14 protein-coding genes are annotated in these 14,431 nt (G+C 50.0%); 8 read left to right on the top strand and 6 right to left on the bottom strand.

The genetic code is table 11. The features are described from left to right. The first annotated feature begins 385 nt into the window (after positions 1-385). The 4 genes from nadC (at position 386) to H6G89_RS33740 (ending at position 4,327) form a co-directional block, all read left to right on the top strand. On the top strand, positions 386-1,252 hold the full coding sequence (gene nadC, locus H6G89_RS33755) for a carboxylating nicotinate-nucleotide diphosphorylase (protein WP_190514395.1): 867 nt from the start codon (positions 386-388) through the stop codon (positions 1,250-1,252). After that, complete coding sequence (locus H6G89_RS33750) at positions 1,252-1,398, top strand: hypothetical protein (protein ID WP_190514394.1); 147 nt, start codon at positions 1,252-1,254, stop codon at positions 1,396-1,398. The genes nadC and H6G89_RS33750 overlap by 1 nt, the downstream gene beginning before the upstream one ends. 289 nt (positions 1,399-1,687) lie before the next feature. Next, positions 1,688-3,448 carry an arginine--tRNA ligase gene (gene argS / locus H6G89_RS33745; RefSeq protein ID WP_190514393.1) on the top strand — a complete coding sequence of 587 codons (1,761 nt, stop codon included), beginning with the start codon at positions 1,688-1,690 and terminating at the stop codon, positions 3,446-3,448. Between the two features lie 69 nt (positions 3,449-3,517). Next, entirely contained in the window at positions 3,518-4,327 is an 810-nt protein-coding gene (locus H6G89_RS33740; RefSeq protein ID WP_190514392.1) for a sulfite exporter TauE/SafE family protein, read from the top strand. A 9-nt stretch (positions 4,328-4,336) separates the two neighbouring features. Here H6G89_RS33740 and def read toward each other — a convergent pair whose 3' ends face one another. From def to cruF, 5 genes are all read right to left on the bottom strand, one after another. Continuing rightward, positions 4,337-4,888, bottom strand: coding sequence for a peptide deformylase (def, locus tag H6G89_RS33735; protein WP_190514391.1), 552 nt, complete (start codon positions 4,886-4,888; stop codon positions 4,337-4,339). 233 nt (positions 4,889-5,121) lie between these two features. Further along, a complete protein-coding gene (locus H6G89_RS33730) occupies positions 5,122-6,369 on the bottom strand; it encodes an HhoA/HhoB/HtrA family serine endopeptidase (RefSeq protein ID WP_309230161.1) in 1,248 nt (415 codons plus the stop codon). 589 nt (positions 6,370-6,958) lie between these two features. Then, positions 6,959-7,756: a ZIP family metal transporter gene (locus H6G89_RS33725; protein WP_199337105.1), complete on the bottom strand. Its 798-nt coding sequence runs from the start codon at positions 7,754-7,756 to the stop codon at positions 6,959-6,961. Next, entirely contained in the window at positions 7,737-8,960 is a 1,224-nt protein-coding gene (cruG, locus tag H6G89_RS33720; RefSeq protein ID WP_190514390.1) for a 2'-O-glycosyltransferase CruG, read from the bottom strand. The genes H6G89_RS33725 and cruG overlap by 20 nt, the downstream gene beginning before the upstream one ends. Further along, on the bottom strand, positions 8,960-9,904 hold the full coding sequence (gene cruF / locus H6G89_RS33715; RefSeq protein ID WP_190514389.1) for a gamma-carotene 1'-hydroxylase CruF: 945 nt from the start codon (positions 9,902-9,904) through the stop codon (positions 8,960-8,962). The genes cruG and cruF overlap by 1 nt, the downstream gene beginning before the upstream one ends. A 223-nt stretch (positions 9,905-10,127) precedes the next feature. On the opposite strand from cruF, the gene H6G89_RS33710 reads away from it, so the two are divergent. The 4 genes from H6G89_RS33710 to H6G89_RS33695 all read left to right on the top strand — a co-directional run bounded on the left by H6G89_RS33710 (position 10,128) and on the right by H6G89_RS33695 (position 13,799). Then, the gene (locus H6G89_RS33710; protein ID WP_375539718.1) at positions 10,128-11,327 is read left to right on the top strand and encodes a F420-0:Gamma-glutamyl ligase; all 1,200 of its coding nucleotides are present in this window, start codon (positions 10,128-10,130) and stop codon (positions 11,325-11,327) included. Then, a complete protein-coding gene (locus H6G89_RS33705) occupies positions 11,324-12,523 on the top strand; it encodes a GNAT family N-acetyltransferase (protein ID WP_190514388.1) in 1,200 nt (399 codons plus the stop codon). The genes H6G89_RS33710 and H6G89_RS33705 overlap by 4 nt, the downstream gene beginning before the upstream one ends. 8 nt (positions 12,524-12,531) lie before the next feature. Further along, on the top strand, positions 12,532-12,987 hold the full coding sequence (gene ruvX / locus H6G89_RS33700; protein ID WP_190514387.1) for a Holliday junction resolvase RuvX: 456 nt from the start codon (positions 12,532-12,534) through the stop codon (positions 12,985-12,987). 203 nt (positions 12,988-13,190) lie between these two features. Next, positions 13,191-13,799 carry a Uma2 family endonuclease gene (locus tag H6G89_RS33695; RefSeq protein ID WP_190514386.1) on the top strand — a complete coding sequence of 203 codons (609 nt, stop codon included), beginning with the start codon at positions 13,191-13,193 and terminating at the stop codon, positions 13,797-13,799. A gap of 53 nt (positions 13,800-13,852) precedes the next feature. On the opposite strand, the gene H6G89_RS33690 is transcribed toward H6G89_RS33695, so the two are convergent. Continuing rightward, positions 13,853-14,254, bottom strand: coding sequence for a hypothetical protein (locus tag H6G89_RS33690; protein ID WP_190514385.1), 402 nt, complete (start codon positions 14,252-14,254; stop codon positions 13,853-13,855). Between the last annotated feature and the right edge of the window lie 177 nt (positions 14,255-14,431).

Here is a 14,431-nt window from a genome sequence, read left to right as displayed (position 1 = left end):
GTGCTATTCTGGCTTTCAAACTATTATCTTGTCTAGGTTCGGGCGTCCTCGGCTCCCTCGCTTTCGCTTGGCTCACTTCCGACGCTTGACCAATATAACGAGGATTCTAAGGAAGTGTCAAGGGGTTTTCCAAAAAATCTTCGAGATACCTTGAAGTAATTGGTACGGAAGCGTTTTGAGCGATCGCCTTGCCTCTTTTTTCAGTAAAGCAGGCACTGAACCGGAAAAATTTTTAGAAGATTGAGTTTTTATGTTGGTCCAAAATTGCGGTGGTTCCCCTGGGGACTGTTTTGGAGGGTTTGCCAAAGGCATTAGGGCGTAGCTCTGACTCGGCTGGTAAAGGTGCTATGGTGCATTAACGTCGAGAAAGGGTAGGTGGAAGCTGATGGAGATACCGACTGCGGTGTTGCCGCCATTTTTGGCTTTAGATCCGCTGTTACAAAGTTGGTTGTTGGAGGATATTGGCAGAGGCGATCGCACAACTCAGAGTTTGTTAGCACCGGGGGCAAAACTTGGGCAAGCGGAGTGGGTGGCGAAAGAGGCAGGGATCATTGCTGGCATACCGATCGCGATGCGAGTATTTCAATTGCTAAATGTTCAAATTAAGGCAGTTCCCAAAGTTGCAGAGGGTGAGGGATGCGATCGCGGACAGGTCATTGCTTATTTTGAGGGTGCTCTGGATGCCCTATTGATGGGAGAGCGGGTGGCATTGAATTTGGTCATGCGGCTGAGCGGTGTTGCATCAGCAACACGCAAGTATGTAGAACGGATTGCGGATCTGCCGACGCAGTTGGTGGATACTCGCAAGACGACACCAGGACTGCGGTTGTTGGAGAAGTATGCAACGCAGGTGGGGGGTGCGGTGAATCACCGAGTTGGCTTGGATGACGCCGTGATGATTAAGGACAATCACATTGCGGCAGCGGGAGGAATTGGGGTGGCGATCGCCCAGATTCGGGCTCGCGTTCCCTATCCAATGACAATTGAGGTCGAAACGGAAACCCTGGAACAGGTCGGAGAAGCGTTACAGCATGGGGCGGACATTATCATGCTGGACAATATGCCGTTGGACAGGATGCGTGAGGCGGTGTCAATGATTCGAGAGGCGAATGAGCGAATCAGGATTGAAGCATCGGGCAATATTACGTTGGAAACGATTCGGGCGGTGGCGGAGACAGGAGTGGACTATATTTCGAGCAGTGCGCCGATTACGCGATCGCCCTGGTTGGATGTGAGTATGAGAATTTCGTAATGGGGGAGGTTGATGGTCAATCGTCAATCGTTAATGGTCAATCGTCAATCGTTAATCGTCAGGGATTGATAGTTGGTGAGCAAGGGTTAGTCGTCAATGGTCAATCGTTAATGGTCAATCGTCAATGGTTAATCGTCAGGGATTGATAGTTGGTGAGCAAGGGTTAGTCGTCAATGGTCAATCGTCAATGGCTAATTGTCAGGGGTTAGTGGGCGGGGGTTGATAGTTGATGAGCAAGGGTTAGTCATCAATGGTCAATCGTCAATGGTTAATCGTTAGGGGTTAGTGGGCGGGAGTTACGAACAATTGACGATCGGCTATTGACGATTAGGCAGGAGTAGATGCGTTGAGCGTTTATAATCACAAGGTATTTGTCTGGTTTAGATATTTTTGCCTGGTCAAAGTATTTTTTGTGCCAGGGTTCAGTTGGAGCTTATGAATTCTACGATCGCCCTTCTCAAGTCTCGGTTTGAACAAGCCTTTGTCGCTGCTTTTGGGGCAGAGTTGGCGGGCGTTGATCCAATTTTGGTGCCAGCGAGTAACCCAAAGTTTGGCGATTATCAGTCGAATGTGGCGATGTCGCTGACGAAAAAATTAGGGAAACCACCGAGGGCGATCGCGGAGGCGATTGTGCAGCAGTTGGATGTAGTGGATGTGTGTGAACCACCAACGGTTGCGGGTCCGGGGTTTATTAATCTGGCACTAAAAACGAGTTATCTGGAAGCGCAATTGAAGGCAATTCAGAGCGATCCCCGGTTGGGCGTTGCGAAGATTGATCCACCGAAACGGGCGATCGTGGATTATCCCAGCCCGAACATTGCCAAAGAGATGCATGTGGGGCATTTGCGTCCTTCGGTGATTGGCGATTGCATTGCCCGGATTCTCGATTTTCTCGGTTATGAAGTGCTGAGAATTAGCCATGTCGGGGATTGGGGTACGCCGTTTGGCATGTTGATCGCCTATTTGCGAGAGGCATTTCCAGAGGCATTGACTGGGCGTAATGATCTAGATTTAGGGGATCTGGCGACGTTTTATCGACAAGCCAAAAAGCGGTTTGACGAAGACGAACAGTTTCAGGAGAAAGCGCGGTTGTCAGTTGTAGAACTGCAAGCCGGAGATGAGGAAACGCTGCGTGCCTGGAAGATTGTCTGTGATTTATCGAATCGCACCAACCAGAAGATGTTTGACTTGATGGGGCTGTCTCCATTAACTATTCGGGGTGAATCTTTTTACAATCCTTATTTAGCTGGGGTGATTCAGGAACTCGATCGCCTGGGGATGTTGGTTGAAGACAACGGTGCGAAGTGCGTCTTCTTGGAAGGATTCACAAACAAAGAGGGAAATCCGTTGCCATTGATTGTGCAGAAATCGGATGGCGGGTACAACTATGCCAGCACTGATTTAGCGGCAATTCGTTATCGAGTCAACGTGGATCAAGCCCAACGAGTTGTGTATCCCGTAGGGGCTGAGCAGACCAATCACTTTGCTCAAATCTTTCAAGTGGGCAAGCGAGCAGGTTGGATCACCGATGATGTGGAGTTTGTTCACACGCCCTTGGGGTCTGTGTTGGGGGAAGATGGCAAGAAACTCAAGAGCCGATCGGGTGAAGCGGTGCGATTGCAGGACTTGTTAGAGGAGGCGATCGCCCATGCCCGTGCGGATTTAGAAGCCCGACTTGCAGCGGAAGGTCGTCAAGAGAGCCAAGAGTTTATCGCCCACAGTGCTCAAGTGACAGGAATCAGTGCTATTAAGTATGCTGACCTGAGCCAGAATCGCACCAGCAACTACATTTTCAGTTACGACAAGATGCTGGCGTTGCAGGGGAATACGGCTCCTTACATGCTGTATGCCTATGTGCGGGTGCAGGGGATTAGCCGCAAAGGAGACATCGATTTTGAGGCATTGGGAGCCGATTGTCCTGTTGTGTTGACGGAAGAAACCGAGTTGACCTTAGCCAAACACCTGTTGCAGTTTGATGAGATTTTGATGGCGATCGACGAAGATTTATTGCCCAATCGTCTTTGTCAATATTTGTTTGAACTGAGTCAAAAGTTTAATCAATTTTACGATCGCTGCCCTGTGTTGCAAGCGGAAGAACCGTTACGAACCTCTCGGTTGATTCTTTGTGATCTAACGGCTAAGACAATCAAGTTAGGATTATCGCTTTTAGGAATCCCGGTTTTAGAAAGAATGTAAGTGCCTTTAACGCTCAGTCGTTATTTGCCTCAATGGTTGCGTTTACCTTTCGTGCGAGAGTCACTCTAAATGCTTGAGACACCCATTGGTTGGGGATTGTTGTTTCTGGTAGGAACCTTTACCGGAACGTTAGCAGGCTTGCTGGGAATTGGTGGCGGACTCATGATGGTTCCCGTACTGACCTTTTTTGGCATTCCCCTGGTACAGGCGACTGCCACCAGTTTAATTGGCGTCCTTTTAAGCTCTATTTCTGGCACCGTTCAAAATTTTCAAACCAAGAGTTTGAACTGGCAGGTGTCATTGTTGCTGGCTCTGTTTGGTATTCCCACAGCTCAACTAGGAGCCTGGTTGGGCGATCGCCTACCGGATGCGGGGTTGTCACTAGCGTTTGCGGCATTGCTGCTGATCACCATCTACATGATGCAACTGCGGCAAAAGCTAAAGCGTCAGGAGAATAAGACTCAGGAGGAAACTAACCAAACCCCGACCACTGATGTCGCTCAGGTTGCAGTCACAGGCAGAACAGCCAAGCCCATTGCCTGGATCGGTTTGCTGGCAGGGGTATTGTCAGGGTTATTTGGAGTGGGCGGTGGTGTGGTGATGGTGCCGTTGCAGATGTTGTTTTTAGGTGAGGGCATCAAGGCGGCGGTACGAACGAGTTTGGGAGCAATTGTGGCGATCGCCATTTCAGGGATAGCTCAACACGCCTGGAATGGCAACGTGTTGTGGGTGCCCGGACTATGCCTTGGATTAGGCGGAATCTTGGGTGCCCAAGTCGGGACACGCCTTTTGCCAAAACTGCCCGATCGCATGATTAACTTGCTATTCCGTGCTTTTTTGATTGCACTCGCCATTTACATGGCAGCACGAGCACTTTAACCGTAACTCCTACAGCGTATCTGAATGCACGGTTGTACGAGACACAACACGCTCTAGATATTCCTGATCGGTCATGGTGTCGTGAGTATTTTCCAGGCGATCGAGAAACACCATGCCATTCAAATGGTCAAACTCATGTTGAAAGATGCGAGCAACAAAATCCGACATGTCTCGTCGCTCTAGCTTTCCATCAGGGGTCGTGTATTCCACTTCAATTTCTTTATAACGAGGTACCAACCCTCGAATCCCTGGAACGCTCAAGCAACCCTCCCAATCAGACACCATTTCCTCGGAATGGCTGATGATATGAGGATTAATCATGGCGAGCGGTTCCATGTGTGGAGCATGGGGATAACGCGGATTGGGACGAGATGCCACGACGAGTACTCTGACCGAGTGCCCAACCTGAGGAGCCGCAATGCCAACCCCGTTTGCCTGACGCAATGTTTCCAACAGGTCGTTAATCAGAGTTTGCATTTCCGCATCTTGAACGTGGTAGACGGGTTGAGCCACCTGACGCAATACAGGGTTTCCCAATTGAGCGATGTCTAGATTAGCCATGATTAATCACCCTTTTAACAAGTAGCCATTTGGCGATTAACTGATCTCAGGTAAAGCTAATCGCCAAACACAAGACTCTCAATGAGCTTCCATAGCAACCAAAGGGTTAGTTAGGACGAGGGCAGGGGTTGGAACCCCCAACTGAGGGCACAGCCCCCATACCTCCTTATCTCAATCGTCTCGACAGTTGCTATATGAGCTGATTGAAAACTGTTTTCCTGATCCCCTCTAGTTTAACCTTGAGACTCGTTAGGAAATGCTACAGGTTGTATGGATAGGTTAACGACTTGTCCACCGCGACGTAACTCGATCGGCAGATCCTTACCAATCTGGCTATTTTCAACGGTCTGTTGAACCTGTTCCGAAGTTGTTACGACTTCATTGTTAAGTTTTAAGATAACGTCTCCGGGTTGCAGTCCAGCATTTTCTGCCGGAGAGTTAGGAACCACACGCAGAATCAAAATTCCCGTCTCATCTTGAACCTGGAATGGCACGTTTGGGTCGCTCTCAAGCCGTTGCTTGAGTTGAGGGGTTAGCGTTGCCATTTGAACACCCAGATAAGGATGATCAACCCGACCCGTGGCGATCAGTTGGTCTGCAATGCGTTTGGCGGTATTAATGGGAATCGCAAATCCCAACCCTTGAGCGTTGGCACGGATCGCCGTATTCATGCCAATGACCTGCCCATTCTGATCTAGCAATGGACCACCAGAGTTGCCGGGGTTAATCGCCGCATCGGTTTGGATGAAGCTACCACGCTGGTCAGGAATACCAACTTGAGCACTGCTACGACCTGTGGCACTGACGATACCGACAGTCACGGTGTTGTCTAAGCCTAAAGGATTGCCGATGGCGATCGCCCATTCTCCCGGTTGCAGTTGATCTGAATTGCCTAACGTCACAGTTGGCAAGTTCTCTGCCTCAATTTTGACAACGGCAACATCCGTCACCCGATCTTCACCCAAAACCTCACCACTAAAAGTACGACCATCCTTCAGCGTCACGGTGACCTGATCAGCTCCATCAACAACATGAGCATTGGTCAAAACGATCCCAGCACTATCAACAATGAATCCTGAGCCAACCCCTTCTTGTTGCCGAGGTTGAGGTTGAATTGGCGCGCCAGAACCAAAGAACCGTTCAAAGGGATCATTCAAACCATTGGGCAATCGTGTTTGAATTGTGCGTGATGCGTCGATTCGCACAACCGCAGGACCAACCTCCTGAACTGCTTCAGCAATGAAGTTGGAGTTTGTGTTCCCCACCAAAAACCGACCACTCGACCCACCGGAAATATTGGGCTGGCTCGCCGTTGATGGCTGGGGTAGGGGCATTGCCCCCAATGAAAGCCCATTTTGTCCTAGTAATTGTTGTCCGAACAATGCTCCGCCTGCGCCAACTAGCACCAAGGCAGGATAGATAATTTTTTTAGACAAAGCACTTCTACGAGTTGTGGTTGACTTGTCAGTGGAATTGAGCACAGTAGTTTGTCATCCTTAACGGAACGATAAACGCTTCGCCAAATCTGCATCCAGTAAGCCTAATTTGCTTCCAACTGGAAGAACTAGATTCAGCCGCTACTGATCACTTTAAGAGGCAAGTTTGTCATTGGGGTGACAGCGTTATCGCACCAATATGAAGATTAGGGAGGAAGTTAACATCAGCCCCACAGAAGATAAGGGAAAAAGATAAAGTTATAGCTTTGGTCAGAAAGCTTAGGACAAAGGCAATGGGGCATACATTGCTTCTGGAAGCTTTCTGACTCGCCTCCGCCTCATCGAGTGGGGCTACAGCTATGTGAGGGATAAAGAGCCAGTGGCAGCGTGAGCAGCAAACCTGGTTTTGGAACCCTTGCTGAGTAAGCATTGAAGCGTTTTTATGAACAAGCCGTAAGCTGTATGACAATTTGTCATCTCAAGTTCATGTGTTTAACACGAGTTTGACAAACTAGCTTGATACCTTAATCAGTACAGGTGAATGAATGCTGAGGAGAGGCAGATTGCAATGAAATAAGGGGAAATTTTCAAACTGCATTTCAGCGATCGCCTCCTCCTTCTTCTTAACCAAGCTCTACCCCAACGCCACATCCAGAAACATCATTAATACAAATCCAATCATCACCCCGGCAGTTGCTGCTTTTTCATAGCCGAGTCGGTGAGATTCAGGAATAATTTCATCACTGATAACAAATAGCATGGCGCCCGCTGCAAAGCCCATTGCTACAGGTAAAACGGACTGTAGAACAGAGACAGCTCCAGCCCCTAACAATCCACCGAGCGGTTCTGCCAGTCCAGTAATGAGACTAATGAGAATAGCATCTCGTTTTGAATATTTTTCGGTTAGCAGGGAAAGTGCTACTACCAGCCCTTCAGGAATATTTTGTAGCCCAATTCCTAGCGTAAGTGCCGTCCCGTTGGCAATATTGCCACCACCAAACCCAACACCGACGGCTAAACCTTCTGGGAAGTTGTGAATGGTGATGGCGGCAATAAATAGCCAGACCCGCTTGAGGTTGGCGATATTGCCTTCACCTTCTCGCCCTTTAAAAAAATGCTCGTGGGGAAAGTAACGATTGGCAAGCCAGAGAAACAGCCCACCGAGCAAAATTCCGCCTGCCACGATAGATGCGGCAAATAGGGGGCTTTGACCCGCTTCCTCAGCCGCTTCGATACCCGGCACAATCAAGGAGAACGCAGTCGCTGCCAGCATCACCCCTGCTCCAAAGCCCAGCATCACGCCCTGAGCATTGTCGGTAATGCGCCTCAAAAACAGGATCGGCAATGCGCCAAGACCTGTGCCCAGTCCGGCGATCGCACTACCGATTAGACCCAGATAAACAACAGGAATTTCACTCAGTGGGCTTGCCATAGGACTCACCGTAGACCCGTCCTCGCCAACGGGTCGGCGTTTGGACGGAGGATAGAAAAATTCGCAAGACTGCCAGGGGATCGGCTAACGGAGATAGCCAAAATGCCCAAAAATTAGGAGCAGGGCGATCGTAAGTAGGCGCAATGCCAAACAGTAAGGCAAATCGAATCAGAACCAGAAAGCTATTCAACCCCAGGGCTACTAAAACGGGCAAAGAGGTGTGCCCCTGAAGGAAAAGCCACCCTAACAACAGCGTTGCGATTAGGGGAAGCCCCTGTACCATCAACAAAAACCACAGATCCCCCCACTTTTGTCCGGGGGAGGAGGCATCTTTGAGGTCAAGCGATCGCCCCCACTCACGCCAGGTTTCTGCTGCCCCCTCATACATCCGCACTTTGAGGACTTTGGAGCCATCTAAAAAGCCAACTTTGGCACCCTGTTGAGCGGCATAGCGTGCCAGGGTCACGTCATCGCAGAAAGATCGGCGGGCACTGCTATACCCCCCCAAATCAACCAGGAGCGATCGCCGGATCAAGAAACATTGCCCATTTGCCAAAATTCGCTCCGGGCTATCTACCGTAGAACCCGTTGCCCCAAAGCGGTAGATCAACGTCACCAGTAGCGCAGGTTGAAGCCAAAACTCGCCTGGATATTGCAGGATAAACCGGGGAGAGGCTGAAACCAAATCGTATCCCTGTGCCTCCGCCGTCGCAATTAGGCTGGAAACTAAACCCGGTTGAGGTTGGGTATCGGCATCAATGCCCAAGATCCACTCGCTATGCTCCGAGCTGTAGAGAAAGCCGTTATGGAGTGCCCAGGGGCGACCAACCCAATCTTGCGGGAGCGGATCATCCGTCATCACCCGAAATCGAGGATCAGTCTGTTGAGCCGACTTAACCAGGTCAACTGTGCCATCTTGCGATCGACTATCGACCACGATCACCTCACGCACCTCATAGCCCTGACGAGTCAAACCCTGCAAACAGGGAGTAATGCGCTTCGCTTCATTCAGCGTTGGAACAACGACACTAACCTTACCGATTTGATTGGGAGTTGTGCGTCGCGGCTCCAGGGGGGGTTGACGCAGCGGACCTAATATCAAGCGGCTCAACAAAATCAGAACTGCTGGCAGTTGAACCAGAAGCAAGAACAGTGCCAGACCACTGGGGAGTAAAACATCAGCAGGTAGAGAACCGAAAGCCATTACTTCGCGCTGACACCTACAGAAGCAGTTGCAACACGAGCTTTGAGGGCATCAGTGGTCGCTTCAGTCACCACTACTGGAACCTCGGTGGGCTGAGAAGAACGAGCGACGGACCAACAGATCACAGCGGGAGCCACACCGAGTGCTATGCCTAACAACACAGGAATCCAGATACCTGCTGCCAGACTCATCACCATCGCAAACACAAAATTGCCCAGGTAAACCACAAGGGGGAAGTTGAGTTGGGCAGGTTGCAACTGAGGCGGACGTTTACGCCAGAAAAGAGCCGCAACGGTCATGAATACAAAACCTGTACCAAACCAACCTGCAAAGTTTTGGTAGGGCATTCCAAAGAATGCACCGGGTTGATGCCAGTACCAGAAAGGCATTGCAGTCTGGCTCATTGCGGGATCTAATACGAAGTCCCAGGAGGTTAGCAGGAGCGCACCCAGAGCGATCGCCCCAACTTGACGAAAGAAACCGCCAAAGCCACCTGGATTAGCCCCATTGCCACCCAAAATCACTCGTGCCAACAGATAAGAGGAAAGCCCCAAATAGAACCAGGACAGAGGAATTGTGAAGGGCACCAACCCCGCAATCTTGTAACCCAGTCCACTCAAGTAGCTGTAATTTCCAAAGGGAAACCCAGTGCTGGTTCCCAATAGCTCACTGGTGAGGGAAATGCCCACCGCAGGCACCAGGAAGGTTAACAATCCAGTCAGACCCAACGTACGATAGGCATGAATCGCAACGGCGATCGCACCCAACAGAATGTAAACAACACCACCCCCAGCCATGCTCCAGGCAAACATCGTCTGCCCACCTGGGACATGAGCCAAAAATTCAGGATGTGGCATCACAATTAACAGCCCAGCTAAACCAAAGGCCATCGCCACCAAATGACCAATCAAGCAATAACGCTCAGCGACTACCAGTTGCTTCATGACATACTCCCCAAACGACAGCCACAATCCCTTAAGTCTGGATACTTTTTCTCGTTTACAAATTTTAAAGAAACCAGTGAAAGCATCGTACCGCAGATTTCTAAAGTTTGTAAATTTTATGAATTGAATTCTAATTTTTTGAGTTTTCGGTGCAACCTTCCCTCATTTCTATAGACTTGCTAAAGGACTTACTATTCATCTGGCAGTTTATCCATTAGCGATCGTGGTAGCAGGTAGTATTGGAATCGGATTAGGGATAGCCGCTCTTGTGGCAGGGGCGGGGGTGCTGGCGATCGAAGTGCAATATCGTCGTCGCCCCGGTAACGCTTTAGAAATGACAGCGGGAGATTGGAACCTGGAGGTCTATGAACCTCAACGGTATCTCCTGGCAGGAGAATTGGAGCTTCAAAACCGGACACAGCGGCTCGAAATCATGGTGCCTCAAGTGGAGGCAAAAGCCACCCTGCTCTCCAAAGAAAGTTTAGAGGGAGTCACCACCCAACTACGCATCACCCCCCGCCATCCAGATGCTCCGGCTCGACCAGATGGCTATTGGTTTGGTTACATCGTCAAAGTGGGCAAGACGACTCGACTGGAAGTGTCTCTGGAGATCAAAGGAGAGAACCTGAAACCCTTGCAAGCAGCGTGGGTGCAAATTCAATACACCACCTACGGTCCGCAAGGACGCATTCCCAAGATGCGGCATGTGGTCGTGCCCCTCCAGTTTCCAACGGTGGAGGAGTCGCAGCGATGGCGACCCACGCCTAATGCGGATCTGTTGCCAATTCGGACGCATCTTTTGAGCCATCTCGATAGCCCGGTAGAAGTAGTCAAACGCTACGTCGCTCCCCACGCCCAACCCGGAGATATCGTCACCATTGGGGAAACCCCAGTCGCCATCATGCAGGGACGGTTTCGGCATCCCACCGATGTCAAACCAGGCTGGTTAGCGCGGCGGTTGTGCTACTACTTCATGCCAACTTCCAGTCTGGCGACGGCTTGTGGGATGCAAAGCCTAGTGGATATCGTGGGTCCGACGCGGGTCTTCTTCGCGTTTGTGTTGGGGGCGATCGCTAAGAAAGTATTAAATAAACCCGGTATGTTTTATCAATTAGCAGGCGAACAAGCCCGTCTAATTGACGATGTCACAGGCACGTTGCCTCCTTATGATCAATTTATTGTGTTAGGACCAGACAATCCGCAACAAGTTGTTGACCAAATTCGCCGCGAAACTGGATTGTCTGCGGCAGTAGTTGATGTCAATGATTTGAAAGCAGTTAAAATATTAGCAGCGAGTTCAGATGTGTCTCTTCCCTTTTTGGAGCAAGCTTTAATTACCAACCCGGCAGGTAATGCCGATGAGCAAACTCCGCTCGTGCTAATTCGTCCGACAGAAACTGCCGTAGCCACTCAGAAAGCATGACTTCAACTCTGCCACAGACCACCAATATCTCCATTCGACCATTTCAACACCGTGATCTGGCAGAGGTACAACGTCTATTTTCAGACGCAACCGATTGGGAATGTAGTGATTACGTCGCTCACCAGAGCCGCCGTTGGGAACAGATCAACCGTTGGTATGGCGTACTGAAATTTCTGAGTTTGTTTCCAAACCCGCTTCAGCATTTGTTAAATGCCTATGTTGCCCATGAGAACGATTATCTGCGTGGAGTGATTCAGGTATCCCCCTTCAACCGCTCTCGCACTACCTGGCGAATTGATCAGGTTCTCACCAATCTTGGACAAGTTGCAGAGGGAGAGGTTACATCTCAGGCTGAGATTGGCTCACAACTGCTGCGTCACTGTTTCCAAACGATTTGGGAAGCCCGCACCTGGCTAACCGAAATCAATGTTAATGACAAAGACTCCCTGGCACTGTATCGCCACAACGGGTTTCAACCCCTGGCGCAAATGACCTATTGGGCGATCGCCCCTGAGCTATTGAATCATCTAGCAGAACGGGAGCCTGACCTGCCCAACTTGCTCCCCGTGAGCAATGCTGATGCTTGTCTGCTGCACCAACTCGATACTGTATCCATGCCACCCTTGGTGCGGCAGGTGTTCGATCGCCAACCCCATGACTTCAGAGCAAGTTTGTTAGGAGCGGTTGTAGACAACGGCAAACACCGCATCGAGCATACCGATGTGGTTAGCAACTACGTGTTCGAGTCACAGCGAAAAGCCGCGATCGGCTACTACCGTTTGCAGCTCAATAAGGATGGCACTCGCCCTCATTCGGCTCACCTCACCGTGCATCCGGCGTATACCTGGCTCTATCCTGAGTTGCTCTCTCAAATGGCACGAGTCGCCAGAGGAGTTTCTAATCACCCTTTGCGTCTGACCTCCACTGATTATCAACCTGAACGGGAAGAATATCTGGAGCAGATCGGAGCCACTCGCATCGAGCACACCTTGATGATGTCTCGTTCCGTTTGGCACAAAGTACGGGAGACTCGGTTTGTGTCGCTGGAAGGATTGCAACTTTCAGAGGTATTGCAGGGCTTCCAACCTGCTCGTAAGCCTGTTCCAGGTCGCTTCTCTCTGTTGGAGTCGATTCGTCAACTGCCTCAAACTCCCAAGCCCAACGACGACAAGGGCAGCATTAGCTCTGAGCAGTAATTCAATCTATGCCATCCTCGACCTTCATCTCAGCTCTAGGATTGGATGTCGGTCGCAAGCGAATTGGAGTTGCCGGGTGCGATCGCACCGGGTTAATTGCCACAGGGTTAACAACGATTGAGCGGCGATCGTTTGCGGAGGATGTGGCACAAATTCAAGCATTGGCTCAAGAGAGACAAGCGCAAGTCTTAGTGGTTGGCTTGCCTTACACCATGGAAGGGGCGATCGGCACTCAGGCAAAGCAGACCCAACGCTTTGCTCACCGTCTCAGTCAAGCCCTACAACTGCCCGTGGAATACGTTGATGAACGACTCACTTCCTTTCAAGCTGAGCAACTGCTGATTGCCGAAGGACAGTCTCCCTCTCGCAACAAAGGACTGATCGATCGCAAAGCCGCTGCGATTATTTTACAGCAATGGCTAGATCAGAAAAGGAAGGGGGAAAGGGTGAAGGGTGAAGGGTGAAGGGTGAAGGGTGAAGGGTGAAGGATAAAAAGGAGAAGAAGCGCGATTTATCGCGTCTGTGGGAAGAGGAGCAATTTATCGCGTCTGTGGAAAGAAGAGAAAGGGAGAGATAGGGGCAGAGTCATGGATAACAGGCGATCGCGGCAAGAGCAAATGCTGTCTGTGTGATGCAAGAATACAGACTATAGGACTAAGGCATAACCATGATTCAAGCCAATCCTCATTCACTAAACGCTGATGAATTTATTGCCCAATATGGCGATCAAGTTCAATATGAACTCATTGATGGGGAGCTAATAGACGTGGAGCCAACCGGGTTACATGAACAGGTGATTGGCTTCATTGCTCGAAAACTCAATGTAGAGATCGATCGCCTTGATTTGCCCTATATCATTCCTCATCGGTGTCTGATTCGTCTCTCCGATGACACAGCCTTTCGACCTGATGTCGTTGTGTTAGACCGAACCCAACTCATTCATGAACCCCTTTGGCAGTATCAACCCATCATTACGTCCGGCGCAGCGATCCAGTTAATTGCAGAAGTCGTTAGTACCAACTGGCAAAATGACTATGCCCGCAAAGTAGAAGACTACGCCCTGTTGGGTGTGACGGAATATTGGATCGTGGATTATCTCGGTCTGGGTGGTCGAGAGTATATTGGCAAACCCAAACAACCTGCCATTACGGTTTGCCAGTTAACTGATGACATTTATGAAAAACGCTTGTTTCGGCAGAATGACCTTTTAACCTCTTCAACCTTTTCAGAATTGCAACTCCAAGCAGGAGCCATCTTTGCGGCTGGGCAATTGTAGGAGGTCATAAAAGAGGCGATCGCAACGAGATTGTCAGTCAATCAATTAAATGTCTACAGCAGCTTGGAGATCTCAGCATGCATTAATGCGATCTCTGGATCGCGTTGAATCGCGAGATAATACCGTTTCTCAGAGGAGGTGCCGTCTACAGCAGGCTGCAAGAGGTTCTGAGCTTGCTCCAACACTGGCTTGACTTGATCAACGGTGACTGGCTCCTTGGCGTGGAGGATATCGTCCATCTGTACAATCAGTTGTGACATGGGACGCAACCAGTCAAACCATTCATGCCCAATCACGAGACGAAAAAATTCTCCATTGTTTTGAATGCGTCCGTGAAACTGTTCATAGACGACTCGTTCTGAGTTGAGCAACGCTTTGTGGAGACGCAATAGTTGGGTACGCACCAGACGCAATCGTTGTAGGGCTAATTCGAGGGATAGATCGCTAGCAGACATGGAGCTTTCATGGGGGTTGATGAGATCAGCGGCAATTCACTTATCTGAATTTTGGATTTTAGATTTCAGATTTTGGCAGGACTTACGCAGTTGGAAGAACGAAACGAGGAGCAGCCAAATAAGCTCGAATGGCATCCCGTACGATCGCCGACTTTGCCTCATACCAACTGACCCCTG

Source organism: Oscillatoria sp. FACHB-1407, from assembly GCF_014697545.1.
Taxonomy (GTDB): Bacteria; Cyanobacteriota; Cyanobacteriia; order Elainellales; family Elainellaceae; genus FACHB-1407.
Note: the sequence above shows the minus strand (reverse complement) of the source record. Positions and strands in the feature narration are given on the sequence as shown.

Bases quoted from the DNA above. Each gene is read 5' to 3' on its own strand.
- cruG (WP_190514390.1), bottom strand. From the start codon at position 8,960: ATGGCTTTCGGTTCTCTACCTGCTGATGTTTTACTCCCCAGTGGTCTG.
- H6G89_RS33690 (WP_190514385.1), bottom strand. From the start codon at position 14,254: ATGTCTGCTAGCGATCTATCCCTCGAATTAGCCCTACAACGATTGCGT.
- H6G89_RS33740 (WP_190514392.1), top strand. From the start codon at position 3,518: ATGCTTGAGACACCCATTGGTTGGGGATTGTTGTTTCTGGTAGGAACC.
- ruvX (WP_190514387.1), top strand. From the start codon at position 12,532: ATGCCATCCTCGACCTTCATCTCAGCTCTAGGATTGGATGTCGGTCGC.
- argS (WP_190514393.1), top strand. From the start codon at position 1,688: ATGAATTCTACGATCGCCCTTCTCAAGTCTCGGTTTGAACAAGCCTTT.
- nadC (WP_190514395.1), top strand. From the start codon at position 386: ATGGAGATACCGACTGCGGTGTTGCCGCCATTTTTGGCTTTAGATCCG.
- def (WP_190514391.1), bottom strand. From the start codon at position 4,888: ATGGCTAATCTAGACATCGCTCAATTGGGAAACCCTGTATTGCGTCAG.
- cruF (WP_190514389.1), bottom strand. From the start codon at position 9,904: ATGAAGCAACTGGTAGTCGCTGAGCGTTATTGCTTGATTGGTCATTTG.
- H6G89_RS33705 (WP_190514388.1), top strand. From the start codon at position 11,324: ATGACTTCAACTCTGCCACAGACCACCAATATCTCCATTCGACCATTT.
- H6G89_RS33695 (WP_190514386.1), top strand. From the start codon at position 13,191: ATGATTCAAGCCAATCCTCATTCACTAAACGCTGATGAATTTATTGCC.
- H6G89_RS33725 (WP_199337105.1), bottom strand. From the start codon at position 7,756: ATGGCAAGCCCACTGAGTGAAATTCCTGTTGTTTATCTGGGTCTAATC.
- H6G89_RS33750 (WP_190514394.1), top strand. From the start codon at position 1,252: ATGGGGGAGGTTGATGGTCAATCGTCAATCGTTAATGGTCAATCGTCA.